Below are 17,212 nucleotides of genomic sequence, written 5' to 3'. Positions count from 1 at the left end.
TGGCGCTTCAGCGCTTACGGAGATGCTAGTATTTTCATCAGTAATTTTTAAAATAAATCAAATCCTTTCGGGACTCGTAACTCTCTTATTTTACCTCTTTTTTGGAAAAAATGCACTCTTTCCTTTACATGATTCTAAAATAAATCTACTGATAAATTTTAAATAAGTTGTCCTTATGATAATTCAAACCCGAAATGCTGAATGGTCTTGTTTTTCAACTTATCAATTGTCAAACTTAATGTTTTTTAAACATGTATTCGCGGGTCATTGGCAAACCTTGACCTGAAGCACCTTTAGTCAAAAGATATTGAACAACATCAATATTTCCAGCTTCAAAACTTGCAGCGCAGGCTTGAAGATAAAGTGTCCACATCCTTGCAAATGGTCTACCCATTTCTTTTTCTACTTCATCAAAAACTTCGAGATAATTTTCATTCCAAATTTCAAGCGTTTTTTGATAATGACGACGAAGAGGTTCAAGATCATCCATTTGCAAACCAGCAGTCATAATATGTTCAACATTTTCAGCGATATTTGGAATATAACCTCCAGGGAAAATGTATTTTTCAATAAATGGATCCACACCAGCACCGCGATGTTGTCCAGTAATACCATGAATCAATGCACGACCGTTTGGTTTGAGATAATCAGAAACTTTTTGGAAATACATTTCCAAATTTTCTTTCCCAACATGTTCAAACATTCCGACAGATGTAATGTAATCAAAAGGTTCTTCTTTGAGGTCACGATAATCAACCAAATAAACTTTCACTTTATCAGAAAGTCCCAAATCATCCGCTTTTTTGCGAACATAATAATATTGTTCTTCTGAGAGTGTCACTCCGACTGCTGAAAGGCCATATTCTTGAACAGCCTTAAACATCAAAGTTCCCCAGCCACAACCAATATCAAGCAAACGTCCCCCAGGTTTACTATCGAGTTTGTCCAAAATATGATGAACTTTAGCAATTTGTGCTTCTTCCAAAGTCATATCTTCATGTTCAAAATAAGCACATGAATAAGTCATCGTTGGGTCAAGCCATTTGTTATAAAAGTCATTCCCAATATCATAATGACTATGAATATCTTCACGAGATTGTTTTTGAGAATGATTTCCCAAAAGTTTTATCATTGATTTCCCAATACCAGATTGGTCTGTTAAAAAGCTACCAGCCTTACGATATGCTGAGGTAACAAGCTCTTGAATGCTCCCCTCAATTTCAATTTCTTCATTCATGTAAGCTTCAGCCAATACTAAGGTTGGCATTGAGCTCAATTCACTAAATGAGAATTTTTTATTAAAAGTAATGTGAACTTGCGTTTCTCCCTCACCATACTTTTCTGTTTTTCCATCCCAATAAGTTACTGCAATGGGGATATCGAAAGCAACTGCAAGTGCTTTGTTCAAAACTGTTTTTTCAAATACCAAGTTATTCTTCCCTTTCCTAACATTGTTCTAATAAAACTATACTCCGTAGATTATTGAAAGTCAAATACTTACTATCGTTAGATTTTTCTGAAAATTTTCATTGTCAGTAAATTGCTAAAGATTTTGCCCATAACCGAGGTCAGTCTCCTAGACTATAAAAAATAGATAACTTTGAACTTGCGCAAGTACAGAAACGTAATTTCCTAATTTTTTCTCTCGCTTGCAGTCGACTTCACATGGTATAATAAAAAAATGAACGACAAACTTGAAAAATCTATTATTTTACAAAAAAATCCTTGGCTGACCGATGTAAAAATTGTCGCTGAATCTGAATCAACTCAAAAAGATGCTAAATTAGACGGACAAGAAAATTGTCTTTATTTAACTGAAAGACAAAATAAAACTTATGGTCGTTTTGGCCGTCAGTATTTTGCTGCGCCGTCTGGCGGAATTTATATGAGTTTGTCACTCAAGCCCAAAGTTGAACTAGAAAAACTTCCAGAGTTCACTCTGCTGACAGGAGCTGCCATTGTGTCAGCAATCGAAAAATTAACTGACAAAAAGCCTCAAATTAAATGGGTTAACGATATTTATCTAGACGATCAAAAATTTGTTGGTATTCTTGCCGAAACATCACTTAATCCAACTCAAGAAGCTCAAGTTATCATTGGTGTCGGAATTAATTTTTCTATTTCCCAATTTCCAACTGAAATCGAAGAAAGAGCCACTTCTTTATTTTATAATGAACAAGCAAACATCAGTCGTTCGGAATTAATTGCCGAAATCTGGTCTGAATTTCATCGTTTATCAGAGGGTTCATTTTTTGAAATTTATAAATCTCACTCATTTATTCTCGGCAAACAAGTTGAATTTGTTCAATCTGGACAAACTTTTTCCGGAAGAGCCACAGATTTAACCCCTAAAGGTGAGCTTATCGTAAATTTAGATAATGGTCAGCAAAAAATACTTTCCAGTGGCGAAATCTCACTAAAAAAATGGACTTAATCAGTCCATTTTTTCAGTTATTATTATTATATTATATAGGAGGCCAGTTTTTGGTCATGGTGGACCAGAATTATTTTACTGACAGAACTTTCTGTCAGTAACTTTTTTAGAAATCTGACCATTCATCTTCTTTTTCTTTTTCAACTGGTTGTGCTTCCTTAGTCTTACGACTTTTTGGTTCATCCCATGGATTTCCCCATTGGTTTGAATCTTGTTGATTTTGACGTCCTTTATCTTCATAACGACGTGCCCAATTATTCATTTTATCTGAATAACGTTCTGACCAACGATCCATTTTTTCATCAAAATGTTGCGCTTTACGATTCCATTTTTCTTGATAATCATCTTCTGAATCATCATAGTAATTTCGTGGTCTAGCACTTGGAATAATCCAACTTGCTACGAAATACAATGGAATCAATCCGCCCCAGCTTCCAAAAGCCAGAACAACAAATAGGATACGTAGAATCGTCACAACATCACGACCCAGACCAAAATATTCTGCAATCCCTGCAATGACACCACTGACTCTACGATTTGTCACTGATTTTGTTAATTGTCTTTGAGACATAATTTATCCTTTCTTCATAATCGTTGAATTAACCTTGTGACGGTGTCATCAATAGACTCGCAATCACATAAACAATGAGTAATGTTCCCCAACTTCCGAAAGTACCAAGCACAATCAGAACCCGAATTACATTAATTACTGTACGGCTCAAGCCAAAGTATTCACCAAGTCCCCCGACGGTTCCTGCGATGACTCGATTGCTACTTGATCTTTTCAGAGTTTTCTTAGCCATTTCTCACCTTTCTTTTCAAATTTACTGACAGAACTCTTATAAAATTTCTGTCAGTAAAATTTTATTCAGTTTCTTCTTTGTCAGTAGTTTCAGTATCTTTAAGCCAAATCGTTCCTGATTTTGTTTCAAATTCAAAGGTTAATGACTCAGCACCTTGACGGACAATCGCTGCTCCATTACGGCCAGCTTCAAAAGGACTATCAAGATTTAAACGTGTCTTATATCCGCCAAAGATTGTGCGAACATGACCAACCAAGCCCAAACTTTCTGGTACAGAAACTTTGATATCGCCATTCACATTTTTAAGATTTAATTTGTGAGCCGTTCCTGTTTTTTCGGTCAGCAAAATATTTCCGTTTACGAGTGAGACATCACCAGATTCAAAAGCAGTTGTAATTCTGATATTACCATTAACTCCAGTTAATTCTAAATCTGAATTCGTGCCATCAATTACTTTGATTTCACCATTCTTATTGTTAATCTTCAACTCATCGCTGTTTACTTCAAGCACTTCAGCATTTCCGTTCATAAGATTAATATTCATTTTTTGACTGGAAATTTTTTCAACTTTAAGTTCTGCATGAGGTGTATTAATCTCAATATTTTCATATTCTTTTACTGGTAAGTAAAGTTCAATATCCGCAGAAATTCGACCATTTGCTTCAATTTCAAGCACATCATCTTCAACTTCAAGTTTAGTTTTTTCAGCAATGTAAGCTTCTACATTACCATCTTCAACTGCCCCGTAAATTTTATATTCTACTTTTACATGGGCATTTTCACCCGGTAAAATATTTACTTTACCACTCTTAAGATTAAGATTAACATTTTTGAAATCTTCGTTGATATCTTTTTCTACAGTGTGAGAAATTGATTTAACCTTAGGAAATCCTTTTGAAAAATCAATATTATCATCAACAGATTTTGCAACCCCTTGGAAAATTTCTTTACCTCTAGCAAACAAACTTTCTGCAACATTTTTCATTGCATCAGGAAAATCTACATCGTGATTAACATATCCTTCTTTATCTGTATATGTGAATTCTTTGTTCTCAGTTTTATCATCAGAAGCTTCTCCATTCACTGAACCATTTTTTTCAAGTAATTCTAAAGCTTCATCTTCCGTGATAATTCCACGACGCATCAAATCCATAATTCTATCTTTTTTATTAGCCATTTTTTTAGATCCTTTCTCTGCTCATTCAAGCATTCAATATCTTAAAAACTTTTTTTATTGAGATTATCTTTATCTCGTACACTTATTATCTCAAACTTTTACCAAATAAAAATCAGCCTTTGGGCTGATTTTTAACATCTTCTTTTTTTAACTAAATAAAAGATTCAATACTCCTATTTTACTGACAGAACCACTAATTAATTTTGTCAGTAATTATTTAGGTTGAATATAAGTTGCCAAAGCAGCTACACCAGCAGAAATATGGCGTTCGCTGACAATATTATTACCTTTAACATTCATCTCTGAAACGAGAATAGAGTTATCTGAATAAACCTTTTCAACAAAAGCTACGTGACCATATTCTGAACTTGAACCAGCTACTCCTGGTGGGAAGCTAACAGCATAACCCTCAGTTGGAACAGTTGTTGTGAAATAACCTTGAGCTTGGGCATTAATTCCCCATTCTCCACCATTTCCCATATGTGTTCCAACGAGCCCACCTAATTGAATGATACGGTTATAAACATACTGTGTACAATTACCAAAAGCATAACTATCAGCACCTGGATATTCTACCCCATTATATTCTGGATAAGCTGAATTATCTAATTTTGATGCCACCAATGGACTTTCAGGAATTTTACTATCTACAACTTGTGTTGTACTATCAACATTATCATAAGCATCTAATTTATATTCTTGAATAATTTCAATTAATTTTTGTGCATATGCTGGGTCAGTAGCAAAAATTCCTTGCAATGCTTGAGCCGCCTCTTGGTAAGTCTTAGCATGTGACTTCCATGCGCCAGCATAAATTTCTGAGTTCCAAGTTGTCCCTTTAATCATTAAATTAATATAATCATCCAAGGCTTGGTCATAATTACTATAAACTCTAAAACTTTGTTCAATATAATAAGGATTATTTCCCGAAAATTCTTCCGTCTTAAATGAAATTGATTTTCCTAAATAAGCACCTGTAATATTGAAAATATTAAAATACTGCTGACTCATATTACTTTGACCAGAACCAGATTCTAAAATCGCCTGTGCCAAGATAATTGATGCATACAAATTATTCTTACCAGCTAAAATTCTCACGCGGTCTGCAATACTTTTAATAAAGGCTTCTGTACTAGAAGTATCAATTTTATCAATTGACTTAGCTGCTTCAATTGTTTTCAAAACAGGGCCAGCGTAAATAGAAGGAGCTGAATCTGCTGAAGAATTAGGAATTTGTGCTGCAGTTGATGTTTGATAGTAGGCATTATCCTGTGAATAATTAGAGGGTGCAACTGTAGAAGTTGATGCTGAAGGAGCTATGGTAGAAACTGAAGTTGATGGTGCTTGAGTTGTTGTAGAGGAATTACTAGTTGAATTATTATTTGTTGATGAACTTGGATTACTTGGTTTTGATGTCGAACCTGAAGTACTTGGTTTTGATGATGAACTTGAATTACCTGTACTTGACGATGAACTTGAAGCATTTGAATTTGATGATGAGCTTGAGCTACCTGTACTTGATGATGAACTTGAACCCCCTGTACCTGATGATGAACTTGAGCTACCTGTGCTTGATGATGAACTTGAGCTACCTGTGCTTGATGATGAACTTGAGCTACCTGTGCTTGATGATGAACTTGAGCTACCTGTGCTTGATGATGCATCTGAACTACTTCCAACAGTTACTCCATCAGCATGGCCAGCCACGCCAAAAGTCGTCATTCCTAAAATCAGCGCTGTTCCCGCAATAAATTTTTCCTTTTTTAAGCGCTTAGTTTTATCATTATTAGTCAATTTTAGTTAATCCTCCATGGTATGTATTATAATTTCAACATCATTTCTTTCAAGACATCTACTTTTACACAATTGTAACATTTAAAAATAAGCAAGTCAAATTAATCACTTTTATTTATTGAACACATTTCCATTTTTATTTGAAAAAATTATTATACGATATAGCTAGTAGCAAAATCATATAAAAAATGTCCTTCATAAGTGACAAAGCCATATTTAATCATATTTTATAATAAGTTGTTTATGACTTAGTTGAATTAACCCGTGCTCTCTCTAAAACAAATGACTACTATCGTCTCTAAAAAATATTCTGTTCTCTTTATCTTATATTTCTAAGTAAAATTACTAAAAAATAATATATTTATTACAAATTTAATAATGTAGAAAAATCAAATTCAGTCAAAAAACCTTATACATCGTCCGCTCATATTTCACAACTCTTCTTATCTTCATCTAGGTAATATTTTAAAAAGGTAGCATTCGCATAAAATAGATTCTTATATTCATTTTTTTTAGTCCCTCTCAAATGTCTTTTAAAGGAGAAATTTCAAATATCCTAAGAACAATTAATGAAGGAATTACTAGAGTACACTCTTTTGCTGTATAATAGTTCAAATCAATAAAGCTTATACCAGATTATTCGTAAATTAGACAAAATATTTTTGTAAGACAAGCATTCTTCTGGCCCAATCAGGAATTCAATGTGCCAATTTGTTAAAATCAAATTTTCTTTCATCATTCTGTAAGCAATGATAGATTTCCAACAACCAGATAAAGTTTTTTACTAGCACATAATGGATAAAATCGAAAATACTTGTTGAACATATATACTAAGATAGAACCTTATGCTATATCAAAGCAAATTGAAAAATAAAAAAACGTCCATCATAAATGACAAACGTTTATTTAATCATGTTTTAAAAGTTGATTAAGCTTTGTTAGCTGAACCGAATACATCGATACGTTCTTCAACAGACGCAGTAATTGCATCGAAACCAGGTTTCAAGAATTTACGTGGGTCGAAAAGTTTTTTCTTCATGTATTCTGCTTCATTAGCATCAAATTCATTAACGAATTTACGAGTAGCAGCTGCGAAAGCAAGTTGGCATTCAGTATTAACGTTAACTTTAGCTACACCATTAGCGATAGCTTCTCTGATTTGATCATCAGGGATACCAGAACCACCGTGAAGTACGATTGGCACATTGTGTCCCATAGCTTCAACAAGTGCTTTGTTCAATTTTTCAAGGTGATCGATGTGAAGACCTTTCCAGTTTTCTGGGTAAGGACCGTGAATGTTACCGATACCTGCTGCAAGGAAGTCAACACCAAGTTTAGCCATTGCAACTGCATCATCGATAGGAGCAAGTTCACCTTCACCAACGATACCGTCTTCTTCACCACCAATTGAACCAACTTCACATTCAACTGAGATGCCTTTAGCATGAGCTTTAGCGATTACTTCTTCAGCAAGTTTAAGGTTTTCTTCGATTGGAAGATGTGAACCATCAAACATCAATGATGAGTAACCAACTTCGATACATTCCAAAGCATCATCAAAATGACCGTGGTCAAGGTGAATAGCAACTGGAACTGTGATTCCCATTGATTCTACAAGAGTTTCAATGAGGAGTTTACACATTTTGTAACCACCCATGTATTTAGCCGCACCCATAGAAGTTTGGATCAATACTGGAGTCTTTTTAGCTTCTGCTGCACGCAAGATAGCTTGAGTCCATTCAAGGTTGTTTGTGTTGAAACCACCGATAGCGTATCCGTTATCACGAGCGGCTTGTACGAATTTTTCTGCTGAAACGATTGCCATTTCAAAATTCCTCCGAATATTTTATTACTTACCTAGTATAGCATTTTGTGAAGTATTTTTCTAGTCCAAGCTCGCAAAAATACAAAGTAACCGCTTTATTAAGCCATTCTTAAAGAAAGATAAAGAAAGATAAAGAAAGATAAAAAAAGATTAATAGTTTAATAACTATTAATCTTAGCATATCCCGAGGACCGGTTTCGAACCGGTACGAAGGTTACCCCTCGCAGGATTTTAAGTCCTGTGCGTCTGCCAGTTCCGCCACCCCGGGTATTATACAAAAACTCCCACTTGGGAGAATTATCAAGCGAACGACGAGATTCGAACTCGCGACCCCAACCATGGCAAGGTTGTGTTCTACCCCTGAACTACGTTCGCACTTAAACTTTGTGTCTTACGACAATGCCGACTACATGATTCGAACACGCGACCCTCTGATTACAAATCAGATGCTCTACCAACTGAGCTAAGTCGGCTAATACCTAGTATGCGGATGAAGGGACTTGAACCCCCACGCCGTTAAGCGCTAGATCCTAAATCTAGTGCGTCTGCCAATTCCGCCACATCCGCTAGGATTATGACCCGTGCTGGGCTCGAACCAGCGACCCTTTGATTAAAAGTCAAATGCTCTACCAACTGAGCTAACGAGTCATTAGTATTTCTACTAACGGTTCTGACGGGAATCGAACCCGCGATCTTCGCCGTGACAGGGCGACGTGATAACCGCTACACTACAGAACCTTTATTCACTTAATGGCTGAAACAACCAATGGGAGTTAACGGGATCGAACCGCTGACCCTCTGCTTGTAAGGCAGATGCTCTCCCAGCTGAGCTAAACTCCCAAAACTTGGCCACTCGCCTATCTCCCAGGGGGCAACCCCCAAGTACTTCCGCCGTAGATGGACTTAACTTCTGTGTTCGACATGGGAACAGGTGTATCTCCATCGCAATGATGACCAAATCATTAAATGTTACCTTGAACATTCAAAACTAAATAACAATTCTTCTAACTTTTAAACCATAAGCATATTATATTTGACTCTTTTGGTAAAGTCCTCGAGCGATTAGTACTGGTCCGCTCCAAGTCTCGCAACTCTTCCACTTCCAGCCTATCTACCAGATCATCTCTCTGGGCTCTTAATTCTTACGAATGGGTAATCTCATCTTGAGGTGGGCTTCGCACTTAGATGCTTTCAGCGCTTATCCCTTCCCTACATAGCTATCCAGCCGTGCTCCTGGCGGAACAACTGGTACACCAGCGGTAAGTCCATCCCGGTCCTCTCGTACTAAGGACAGATCCTCTCAAATTACCTACGCCCGCGACGGATAGGGACCGAACTGTCTCACGACGTTCTGAACCCAGCTCGCGTGCCGCTTTAATGGGCGAACAGCCCAACCCTTGGGACCGACTACAGCCCCAGGATGCGACGAGCCGACATCGAGGTGCCAAACCTCCCCGTCGATGTGAACTCTTGGGGGAGATAAGCCTGTTATCCCCAGGGTAGCTTTTATCCGTTGAGCGATGGCCCTTCCATGCGGTACCACCGGATCACTAAGTCCTAGTTTCCTACCTGCTCGAGTTGTAGCTCTCGCAGTCAAGCTGGCTTTTACCTTTACACTCTACGATTGATTTCCAACCAATCTGAGCCAACCTTTGAGCGCCTCCGTTACTCTTTAGGAGGCGACCGCCCCAGTCAAACTGTCCGTCAGACACTGTCTCCCTGGCCGATTATGCCAGCGGGTTAGAGTAACCATAAGTCAAGGGTAGTATCCCAACAACGCCTCAATAGAAACTAGCGTCCCTATTTCAATGGCTCCTACCTATCCTGTACATGACTTACAGGTACTCAATATCAAACTACAGTAAAGCTCCATGGGGTCTTTCCGTCCTGTCGCGGGTAACCTGCATCTTCACAGGTACTAAAATTTCACCGAGTCTCTCGTTGAGACAGTGCCCAAATCATTACGCCTTTCGTGCGGGTCGGAACTTACCCGACAAGGAATTTCGCTACCTTAGGACCGTTATAGTTACGGCCGCCGTTTACTGGGGCTTCAATTCATACCTTCGACTTACGTCTAAGCACTCCTCTTAACCTTCCAGCACCGGGCAGGCGTCACCCCCTATACATCACCTTGCGGTTTAGCAGAGAGCTGTGTTTTTGATAAACAGTTGCTTGGGCCTATTCACTGCGGCTGGCTTTTACACCAGCACCCCTTCTCCCGAAGTTACGGGGCTATTTTGCCGAGTTCCTTAACGAGAGTTCTCTCGATCACCTGAGGCTACTCGCCTCGACTACCTGTGTCGGTTTGCGGTACGGGTAGATATGACTTTACGCTAGAAGCTTTTCTTGGCAGTGTGACATCAGAGAGTTCGCAACCGTAGTTGCTTCCCCATCACAGCTCAATGTTAAAGAGAAATGCATTTGACACATCTCACACCTCACTGCTTAGACCAGAATCCATTAACTGGCATCTCTTAGCCTACTGCGTCCCTCCATCACGATCATATCTAGTACTGGAATATCAACCAGTTGTCCATCGACTACGCCTTTCGGCCTCGCCTTAGGTCCCGACTAACCCAGGGCGGACGAGCCTTCCCCTGGAAACCTTAGTCTTACGGTGGATAAGATTCTCACTTATCTTGCGCTACTCATACCGGCATTCTCACTTCTTAACGCTCCAGCACTCCTCACGGTATACCTTCATCGCGGTTAAGAACGCTCTCCTACCATTGATAAAATATCAATCCAAAGCTTCGGTAATATGTTTAGCCCCGGTACATTTTCGGCGCAGGGTCACTCGACTAGTGAGCTATTACGCACTCTTTGAATGATAGCTGCTTCTGAGCTAACATCCTAGTTGTCTGTGCAACCCCACATCCTTTTCCACTTAACATATATTTTGGGACCTTAGCTGTTGGTCTGGGCTGTTTCCCTTTCGACTACGGATCTTAGCACTCGCAGTCTGACTGCCGAACATGTGTATTAGCATTCGGAGTTTATCTGAGATTGGTAATCCTAGACGGACCCCTCACCCAAACAGTGCTCTACCTCCAATACACTTACATTTCGACGCTAGCCCTAAAGCTATTTCGGAGAGAACCAGCTATCTCCCAGTTCGTTTGGAATTTCTCCGCTATCCACAAGTCATCCAAACACTTTTCAACGTGTCCTGGTTCGGGCCTCCAGTGCGTCTTACCACACCTTCACCCTGCTCATGGATAGGTCACTAGGTTTCGGGTCTACATCATGATACTAAGTCGCCCTATTCAGACTCGGTTTCCCTACGGCTCCGTCTCTTCAACTTAACCTCGCATCATAACGTAACTCGCCGGTTCATTCTACAAAAGGCACGCTCTCACCCATTAACGGGCTCGAACTTCTTGTAGGCACACGGTTTCAGGTGCTATTTCACTCCCCTCTCGGGGTTCTTTTCACCTTTCCCTCACGGTACTGGTTCACTATCGGTCACTAAGGAGTATTTAGGGTTGGGAGATGGTCCTCCCGGATTCAAACTGGATTTCGCGTGTCCAGCCCTACTCAGGATACTGCTAGGTATAAGCGCTATTTCGTCTACGGGATTATTACCCTCTTTGATTAACCTTCCCAGGTTATTCGACTATAATGCTTAAGTCCACGTTGCAGTCCTACAACCCCAAGAAGCAAGCTTCTTGGTTTGCCCTTCTTCGCGTTCGCTCGCCGCTACTTACGAAATCGTTTTTACTTTCTCTTCCTGCAGGTACTTAGATGTTTCAGTTCTCTGCGTTACCTTTACATGAGCTATGTATTCACTCATGAATAACTGCTAGTAGCAGCTGGGTTTCCCCATTCGGAGACCTAGGGATCAATGCGTACTTACTGCTCCCCCTAGAATATCGTCGTTAGTCACGTCCTTCATCGGCTCTTAGTGCCAAGGCATCCACCGTGCGCCCTTATTAACTTTGCCATGATGATTTATAATCATCGTTTTTCAAGTATAAGTTTGTAAATTCTTTAAAATTCACAGCTTTTGGTTTATTTATCGTTATTAGATATTGTTATTTAGTTTTCAATGTTCAAGTGATTTTAACGTCTTGTCTGACAATGGAGCCTAGCGGGATCGAACCGCTGACCTCCTGCGTGCAAAGCAGGCGCTCTCCCAGCTGAGCTAAGGCCCCACAATCAAGAATTTGATTCTTGCTTAGGTTTATCACTAAACCCCTCAAAACTGAATAAAGTTGAATGCTCATGTCTTTGTATATATTCCTTAGAAAGGAGGTGATCCAGCCGCACCTTCCGATACGGCTACCTTGTTACGACTTCACCCCAGTCATCGGTCTTACCTTAGGAAGCGCCCTCCTTGCGGTTAGGCAACCTACTTCGGGTACTCCCAACTCCCGTGGTGTGACGGGCGGTGTGTACAAGGCCCGGGAACGTATTCACCGCGGCGTGCTGATCCGCGATTACTAGCGATTCCGACTTCATGTAGGCGAGTTGCAGCCTACAATCCGAACTGAGAATGGTTTTAAGAGATTAGCTAAACATCACTGTCTCGCGACTCGTTGTACCATCCATTGTAGCACGTGTGTAGCCCAGGTCATAAGGGGCATGATGATTTGACGTCATCCCCACCTTCCTCCGGTTTATCACCGGCAGTCTCGTTAGAGTGCCCAACTTAATGATGGCAACTAACAATAGGGGTTGCGCTCGTTGCGGGACTTAACCCAACATCTCACGACACGAGCTGACGACAACCATGCACCACCTGTATCCCGTGTCCCGAAGGAACTTCCTATCTCTAGGAATAGCACGAGTATGTCAAGACCTGGTAAGGTTCTTCGCGTTGCTTCGAATTAAACCACATGCTCCACCGCTTGTGCGGGCCCCCGTCAATTCCTTTGAGTTTCAACCTTGCGGTCGTACTCCCCAGGCGGAGTGCTTATTGCGTTAGCTGCGATACAGAGAACTTATAGCTCCCTACATCTAGCACTCATCGTTTACGGCGTGGACTACCAGGGTATCTAATCCTGTTTGCTCCCCACGCTTTCGAGCCTCAGTGTCAGTTACAGGCCAGAGAGCCGCTTTCGCCACCGGTGTTCCTCCATATATCTACGCATTTCACCGCTACACATGGAATTCCACTCTCCTCTCCTGCACTCAAGTCTACCAGTTTCCAATGCATACAATGGTTGAGCCACTGCCTTTTACACCAGACTTAATAAACCACCTGCGCTCGCTTTACGCCCAATAAATCCGGACAACGCTCGGGACCTACGTATTACCGCGGCTGCTGGCACGTAGTTAGCCGTCCCTTTCTGGGTAGTTACCGTCACTTGATGAGCTTTCCACTCTCACCAACGTTCTTCTCTACCAACAGAGTTTTACGATCCGAAAACCTTCTTCACTCACGCGGCGTTGCTCGGTCAGACTTTCGTCCATTGCCGAAGATTCCCTACTGCTGCCTCCCGTAGGAGTTTGGGCCGTGTCTCAGTCCCAATGTGGCCGATCACCCTCTCAGGTCGGCTATGTATCATCGCCTTGGTGAGCCTTTACCTCACCAACTAGCTAATACAACGCGGGATCATCTTTGAGTGATGCAATTGCATCTTTCAAACTTAAAACTTGTGTTTAAAGTTTTTATGCGGTATTAGCATTCGTTTCCAAATGTTGTCCCCCGCTCAAAGGCAGATTCCCCACGCGTTACTCACCCGTTCGCTGCTCATCCAGTTGGTACAAGTACCAACCTTCAGCGCTCAACTTGCATGTATTAGGCACGCCGCCAGCGTTCGTCCTGAGCCAGGATCAAACTCTCAAATAAAGTATTTAAGTCACCTTAGTGACTGGCTTGTCTTTCATTATTGATTGACAGATTTTTGATGTATCTTACTACATCACATGAGTCATTCTTCTTTATTCAGTTTTCAATGGTCTAGCTTATCGCTTCAAGACTCTCGTCTCTTGCGACAACTATTATATTCTATCAAACCTAACTAAACTTGTCAAGAATTAACTGTGACTTTTATACCTTTTTTTATCTTACATCCGGAAAATCCCACGGTTGTCATGTTTTATTAAATACATTAATATTCGATTCTTGGTAAATTTAGTTTTCTTTGTTCCGAAATGATTCTGATGAGAACGATAAAGATGACAGAAATAAACAAAGCTAAGTTATGGCTGATTACCGATTGAAGGTATACATATAGAATTCCACCAATAATACATGGTAGGGCATAGATGTTTTCTCTAAAAATCATCGGAACTTGATTTGCAATCACATCGCGTATCATTCCACCACCGACACCTGTCAATACTCCTAAGAATACAATGAAGAAGATATTTTGTGAATAACCATGTGCTATTCCGGCATCAATCCCTAATACAGTAAAAATTCCTAGACCTATGGCATCAGAAACTAAGAGAAGATTATTGTAGAAACGTGCTGCTTTAAAAATACTCAATGCTTCTCTTCTTGATTTAATTATTAGTGCTACAAGCATAGCTACTATTGATGCAATAATCGAAATAACTATAAAAAATGGCGATTTTAATGCTGTAGGAGGTGTTGCTCCTAAGAGTAAATCTCGAAATATCCCACCACCAACTGCTGTTATTACTGACATCACAAGAATACCAAAAATATCTAGTTTATGATTGATCCCCACCACGGTCCCCGAAATAGCGAATGCTACGGTTCCTAAAATTTCCAAAAATAAATAAAAACTGCTAATCACTTCCATATCCCTTTATACTTCACCTTAATAATCTTTTTAATACAATTTATTATACCCTATAATTCTCCAATATAAATAAAAAAGAGACTGATTTTCAACAGTCTCTTTTTCTTTAATCAACGCGGCTAAAATTAGCAACATCTGCGCTGATATTTTCAATAAATTCTTCAAGCGGAATGACTTTTGTTTCTTTTGAGCCATAACGACGAATATTTACAGTTCCATCAGCTTGTTCTTGGTCTCCAATAACGATTTGATATGGAATTTTGTGTGTTTGTGATTGACGAATCTTCCAGCCCATTTTTTCATTGGCTTCATCGACAACAACGCGGAATCCTTTATCTTGAAGTTCACGTTGAATTTTCCATGCGTAATCGGCATGAATTTCATTATTTACTGGGATAATGGTTGCTTGAGTTGGAGCGAGCCATGTTGGGAAAGCACCTTTATAAACTTCGATAAGGTAGGCAATGAAACGTTCAAGTGTTGAGATTACGCCACGGTGAATCATTACTGGGCGATGTTTTTCCCCGTCAGCACCGATATACGAAATGTCAAAGTTTTCAGGATTAAGGAAGTCCAACTGAATAGTTGAAAGTGTTTCTTCATTACCAAGCGCAGTTTTAACTTGAATGTCAAGTTTAGGACCGTAAAATGCTGCTTCTCCTTCTGCTTCAACGTAGTCAAGATTCATGTCATCCATTGTCGCTTTGAGCATGGCTTGAGATTTTTCCCACATTTCATCATCTGGGAAATACTTCACTGTATCTTTAGGGTCACGGTAGCTGAGTCGGAAGCTGTAATCATTGATTCCAAAGTCACGGTACATGTCCATAATCAATTGAAGAATTTTACTAAATTCTTCTTGAACTTGTTCTAACATGACGAAAGTATGACCATCATTCAAAGTCATTTCGCGGACACGTTGAAGTCCTGAAAGTGCTCCTGATTTTTCATAACGGTGCATCATCCCAAATTCAGCAATACGAATTGGGAGTTCACGATAAGAGTGAACGTGATGTTTATAGATAGCAATATGGCTCGGACAGTTCATTGGACGAAGTTCCATTTCTTCGCCATCACCCATATCCATTGGTGGATACATATCTTCATGGTAATGTTGCCAGTGACCTGATTGTTTATAAGTATTAAGGTTCATCATGACTGGTGTGATAACGTGTTGATAACCGTTTTTCACCTCTTGGTCAACGACAAAACGTTCAATAATTCGACGAATTGTTGCTCCAGCTGGGAGCCAGTAAGCAGTTCCCGCACCAAGTTCTGCGTCATTAAAGAACAAGTCAAGTTCGCGACCGAGTTTACGGTGGTCACGTTCTTTTGCTTCTTCACGAAGTTTAAGATTTTCTTCTAATTCTTCTTTTGTAAACCAAGCTGTACCGTAAATACGTTGCATCATCTTGTTATCAGAATTACCGCGCCAGTAAGCACCTGCAACGTTGAGAAGGTGGAAAAATTTGATGACACCAGTTGATGGAACGTGTGGGCCGCGGCAAAGGTCAGTATATTCACCTTGAGTATAGATAGTAAGTCCACCTTCATCTTCATTGTGTTCTTCAATGAGTTCGAGTTTGTATGGATCATTTGCAAAAATTTCTTTTGCTTCTTCTTTGCTTACTTCTTTACGTTCTGATTTGAAGTTTTCTTTAACAATTTTCTTCATTTCAGCTTCAATTGTTGCCAAATCATCATTTGAAATTTGACCGGCTTCGTTATCTGTATCGTAATAGAAACCATCTTGAATAGCTGGTCCAACACCCAAGTGAATATCAGGGAAATGGCGTTTTGCTGCTTGAGCAAAAAGGTGAGCAGCTGAATGTCGTAAAATTCCAAGTGCATCTTCATGGTCTGGTGTTACAATTTCAAAGTTGCTATCTTCATTGATTGCTCGAGTGGCATCAATCAATTTTCCGTTGACCTTACCTGCAAGTGTTTTTTTGGCAAGACTAGGTGAGATTGATTTAGCAATTTCAAATGTTGTTACGCCCGCCTCAAATTCTTTTACGTTACCGTCTGGAAATGTTATTTTAATCATTTTATGTGCCTTTCTTTAATCTTTTTTTAGTTGGAAATTACTGACAGAAAAATCCGAATTACTTGTTAAAAGTCTTGTCAATAATTTATGGAAATAAAAAAACGCAAATCTCATCCTATAAAGGACGCTACTTGCGTGTTACCACCTTTGTTCTATTTGCTGACAAAATTCGTTAAGCTCTTTCTAGCAATTATTGCTTACAAAAGTGCTCAATTTTTAGCTATAAAATTGCTGTCAGTAAATTTCTCTTCTTTGACGTAACGTGTCAGAGACGCTTTTCTGTTGTCCAAAAAAGAATTTAACTTACAAAAAGTCTGTAAGTAGTGAGTGGTATTTTTAGCTGCCATTTTCAGGCTCGCATCAACCGCCTGATTTCTTAGAAATTTTCACTAAAAACATGTCTCTTTTTATATTGT

9 protein-coding genes, 8 tRNA genes and 3 rRNA genes are annotated in these 17,212 nt (G+C 39.5%); 1 reads left to right on the top strand and 19 read right to left on the bottom strand.

Features of this window, described 5'->3' with window-relative positions; genetic code table 11:
- Positions 1–235: 235 nt before the first annotated feature.
- Positions 236–1,429, bottom strand: coding sequence for an SAM-dependent methyltransferase (locus tag MHB61_RS11475; protein ID WP_003131464.1), 1,194 nt, complete (start codon positions 1,427–1,429; stop codon positions 236–238).
- Positions 1,430–1,681: 252 nt separating this feature from the next.
- On the opposite strand from MHB61_RS11475, the gene MHB61_RS11470 reads away from it, so the two are divergent.
- Positions 1,682–2,434, top strand: a complete 753-nt coding sequence (locus MHB61_RS11470; protein ID WP_003131462.1) for a biotin--[acetyl-CoA-carboxylase] ligase — start codon at positions 1,682–1,684, stop codon at positions 2,432–2,434.
- A 106-nt stretch (positions 2,435–2,540) separates the two neighbouring features.
- Here the strand turns inward: MHB61_RS11470 and MHB61_RS11465 are convergent, their stop codons facing one another.
- The 18 genes from MHB61_RS11465 to thrS form a co-directional block, all read right to left on the bottom strand.
- A complete protein-coding gene (locus MHB61_RS11465) occupies positions 2,541–3,005 on the bottom strand; it encodes a PspC domain-containing protein (RefSeq protein WP_137016312.1) in 465 nt (154 codons plus the stop codon).
- 28 nt (positions 3,006–3,033) lie between these two features.
- A complete protein-coding gene (locus MHB61_RS11460; protein ID WP_003131460.1) occupies positions 3,034–3,237 on the bottom strand; it encodes a PspC domain-containing protein in 204 nt (67 codons plus the stop codon).
- A gap of 61 nt (positions 3,238–3,298) precedes the next feature.
- Positions 3,299–4,414 (bottom strand): DUF4097 family beta strand repeat-containing protein, encoded by a 1,116-nt coding sequence (locus MHB61_RS11455; RefSeq protein WP_003131459.1) that lies wholly within the window; start codon positions 4,412–4,414, stop codon positions 3,299–3,301.
- 213 nt (positions 4,415–4,627) lie between these two features.
- On the bottom strand, positions 4,628–6,163 hold the full coding sequence (locus tag MHB61_RS11450; RefSeq protein WP_373962036.1) for an amidase domain-containing protein: 1,536 nt from the start codon (positions 6,161–6,163) through the stop codon (positions 4,628–4,630).
- A 973-nt stretch (positions 6,164–7,136) separates the two neighbouring features.
- Complete coding sequence (locus tag MHB61_RS11445; RefSeq protein ID WP_003131457.1) at positions 7,137–8,033, bottom strand: class II fructose-bisphosphate aldolase; 897 nt, start codon at positions 8,031–8,033, stop codon at positions 7,137–7,139.
- Positions 8,034–8,215: 182 nt separating this feature from the next.
- Positions 8,216–8,301: transfer RNA gene (locus MHB61_RS11440), tRNA-Leu, on the bottom strand.
- 35 nt (positions 8,302–8,336) lie between these two features.
- Positions 8,337–8,408 (bottom strand) — tRNA-Gly (locus MHB61_RS11435).
- A 25-nt stretch (positions 8,409–8,433) separates the two neighbouring features.
- Positions 8,434–8,506: transfer RNA gene (locus MHB61_RS11430), tRNA-Thr, on the bottom strand.
- A 12-nt stretch (positions 8,507–8,518) separates the two neighbouring features.
- Positions 8,519–8,600 (bottom strand) — tRNA-Leu (locus MHB61_RS11425).
- 8 nt (positions 8,601–8,608) lie between these two features.
- Positions 8,609–8,681: transfer RNA gene (locus tag MHB61_RS11420), tRNA-Lys, on the bottom strand.
- 17 nt (positions 8,682–8,698) lie between these two features.
- Positions 8,699–8,771 (bottom strand) — tRNA-Asp (locus MHB61_RS11415).
- Positions 8,772–8,800: 29 nt separating this feature from the next.
- Positions 8,801–8,873: transfer RNA gene (locus MHB61_RS11410), tRNA-Val, on the bottom strand.
- A 3-nt stretch (positions 8,874–8,876) separates the two neighbouring features.
- Positions 8,877–8,992 (bottom strand): 5S ribosomal RNA (gene rrf, locus MHB61_RS11405).
- 83 nt (positions 8,993–9,075) lie between these two features.
- Positions 9,076–11,976: ribosomal RNA gene (locus MHB61_RS11400) — 23S ribosomal RNA — on the bottom strand.
- 138 nt (positions 11,977–12,114) lie between these two features.
- Positions 12,115–12,187 (bottom strand) — tRNA-Ala (locus tag MHB61_RS11395).
- 93 nt (positions 12,188–12,280) lie between these two features.
- Positions 12,281–13,827: ribosomal RNA gene (locus MHB61_RS11390) — 16S ribosomal RNA — on the bottom strand.
- The 16S, 23S and 5S rRNA genes sit together here with 8 tRNA genes alongside, the layout of an rRNA operon.
- Before the next feature lie 262 nt (positions 13,828–14,089).
- Positions 14,090–14,749, bottom strand: coding sequence for a trimeric intracellular cation channel family protein (locus MHB61_RS11385; RefSeq protein ID WP_004254956.1), 660 nt, complete (start codon positions 14,747–14,749; stop codon positions 14,090–14,092).
- A 106-nt stretch (positions 14,750–14,855) separates the two neighbouring features.
- Positions 14,856–16,796: a threonine--tRNA ligase gene (gene thrS / locus MHB61_RS11380; protein ID WP_004254953.1), complete on the bottom strand. Its 1,941-nt coding sequence runs from the start codon at positions 16,794–16,796 to the stop codon at positions 14,856–14,858.
- Positions 16,797–17,212 lie beyond the last annotated feature (416 nt).

This window comes from Lactococcus sp. FSL K6-0773 (assembly GCF_038006485.1).
Classification (GTDB): Bacteria; Bacillota; Bacilli; order Lactobacillales; family Streptococcaceae; genus Lactococcus; species Lactococcus lactis.
The sequence above is the reverse complement of the archived record's forward strand: the minus strand, read 5'-3'. Positions and strand labels throughout refer to the sequence as shown.

What these genes read in the sequence shown, in the direction of transcription:
- MHB61_RS11470 (WP_003131462.1), top strand. Translation starts at nt 1,682, where the DNA reads ATGAACGACAAACTTGAAAAATCTATTATTTTACAAAAAAATCCTTGG.
- MHB61_RS11465 (WP_137016312.1), bottom strand. Translation starts at nt 3,005, where the DNA reads ATGTCTCAAAGACAATTAACAAAATCAGTGACAAATCGTAGAGTCAGT.
- MHB61_RS11460 (WP_003131460.1), bottom strand. Translation starts at nt 3,237, where the DNA reads ATGGCTAAGAAAACTCTGAAAAGATCAAGTAGCAATCGAGTCATCGCA.
- MHB61_RS11455 (WP_003131459.1), bottom strand. Translation starts at nt 4,414, where the DNA reads ATGGCTAATAAAAAAGATAGAATTATGGATTTGATGCGTCGTGGAATT.
- MHB61_RS11445 (WP_003131457.1), bottom strand. Translation starts at nt 8,033, where the DNA reads ATGGCAATCGTTTCAGCAGAAAAATTCGTACAAGCCGCTCGTGATAAC.
- MHB61_RS11385 (WP_004254956.1), bottom strand. Translation starts at nt 14,749, where the DNA reads ATGGAAGTGATTAGCAGTTTTTATTTATTTTTGGAAATTTTAGGAACC.
- thrS (WP_004254953.1), bottom strand. Translation starts at nt 16,796, where the DNA reads ATGATTAAAATAACATTTCCAGACGGTAACGTAAAAGAATTTGAGGCG.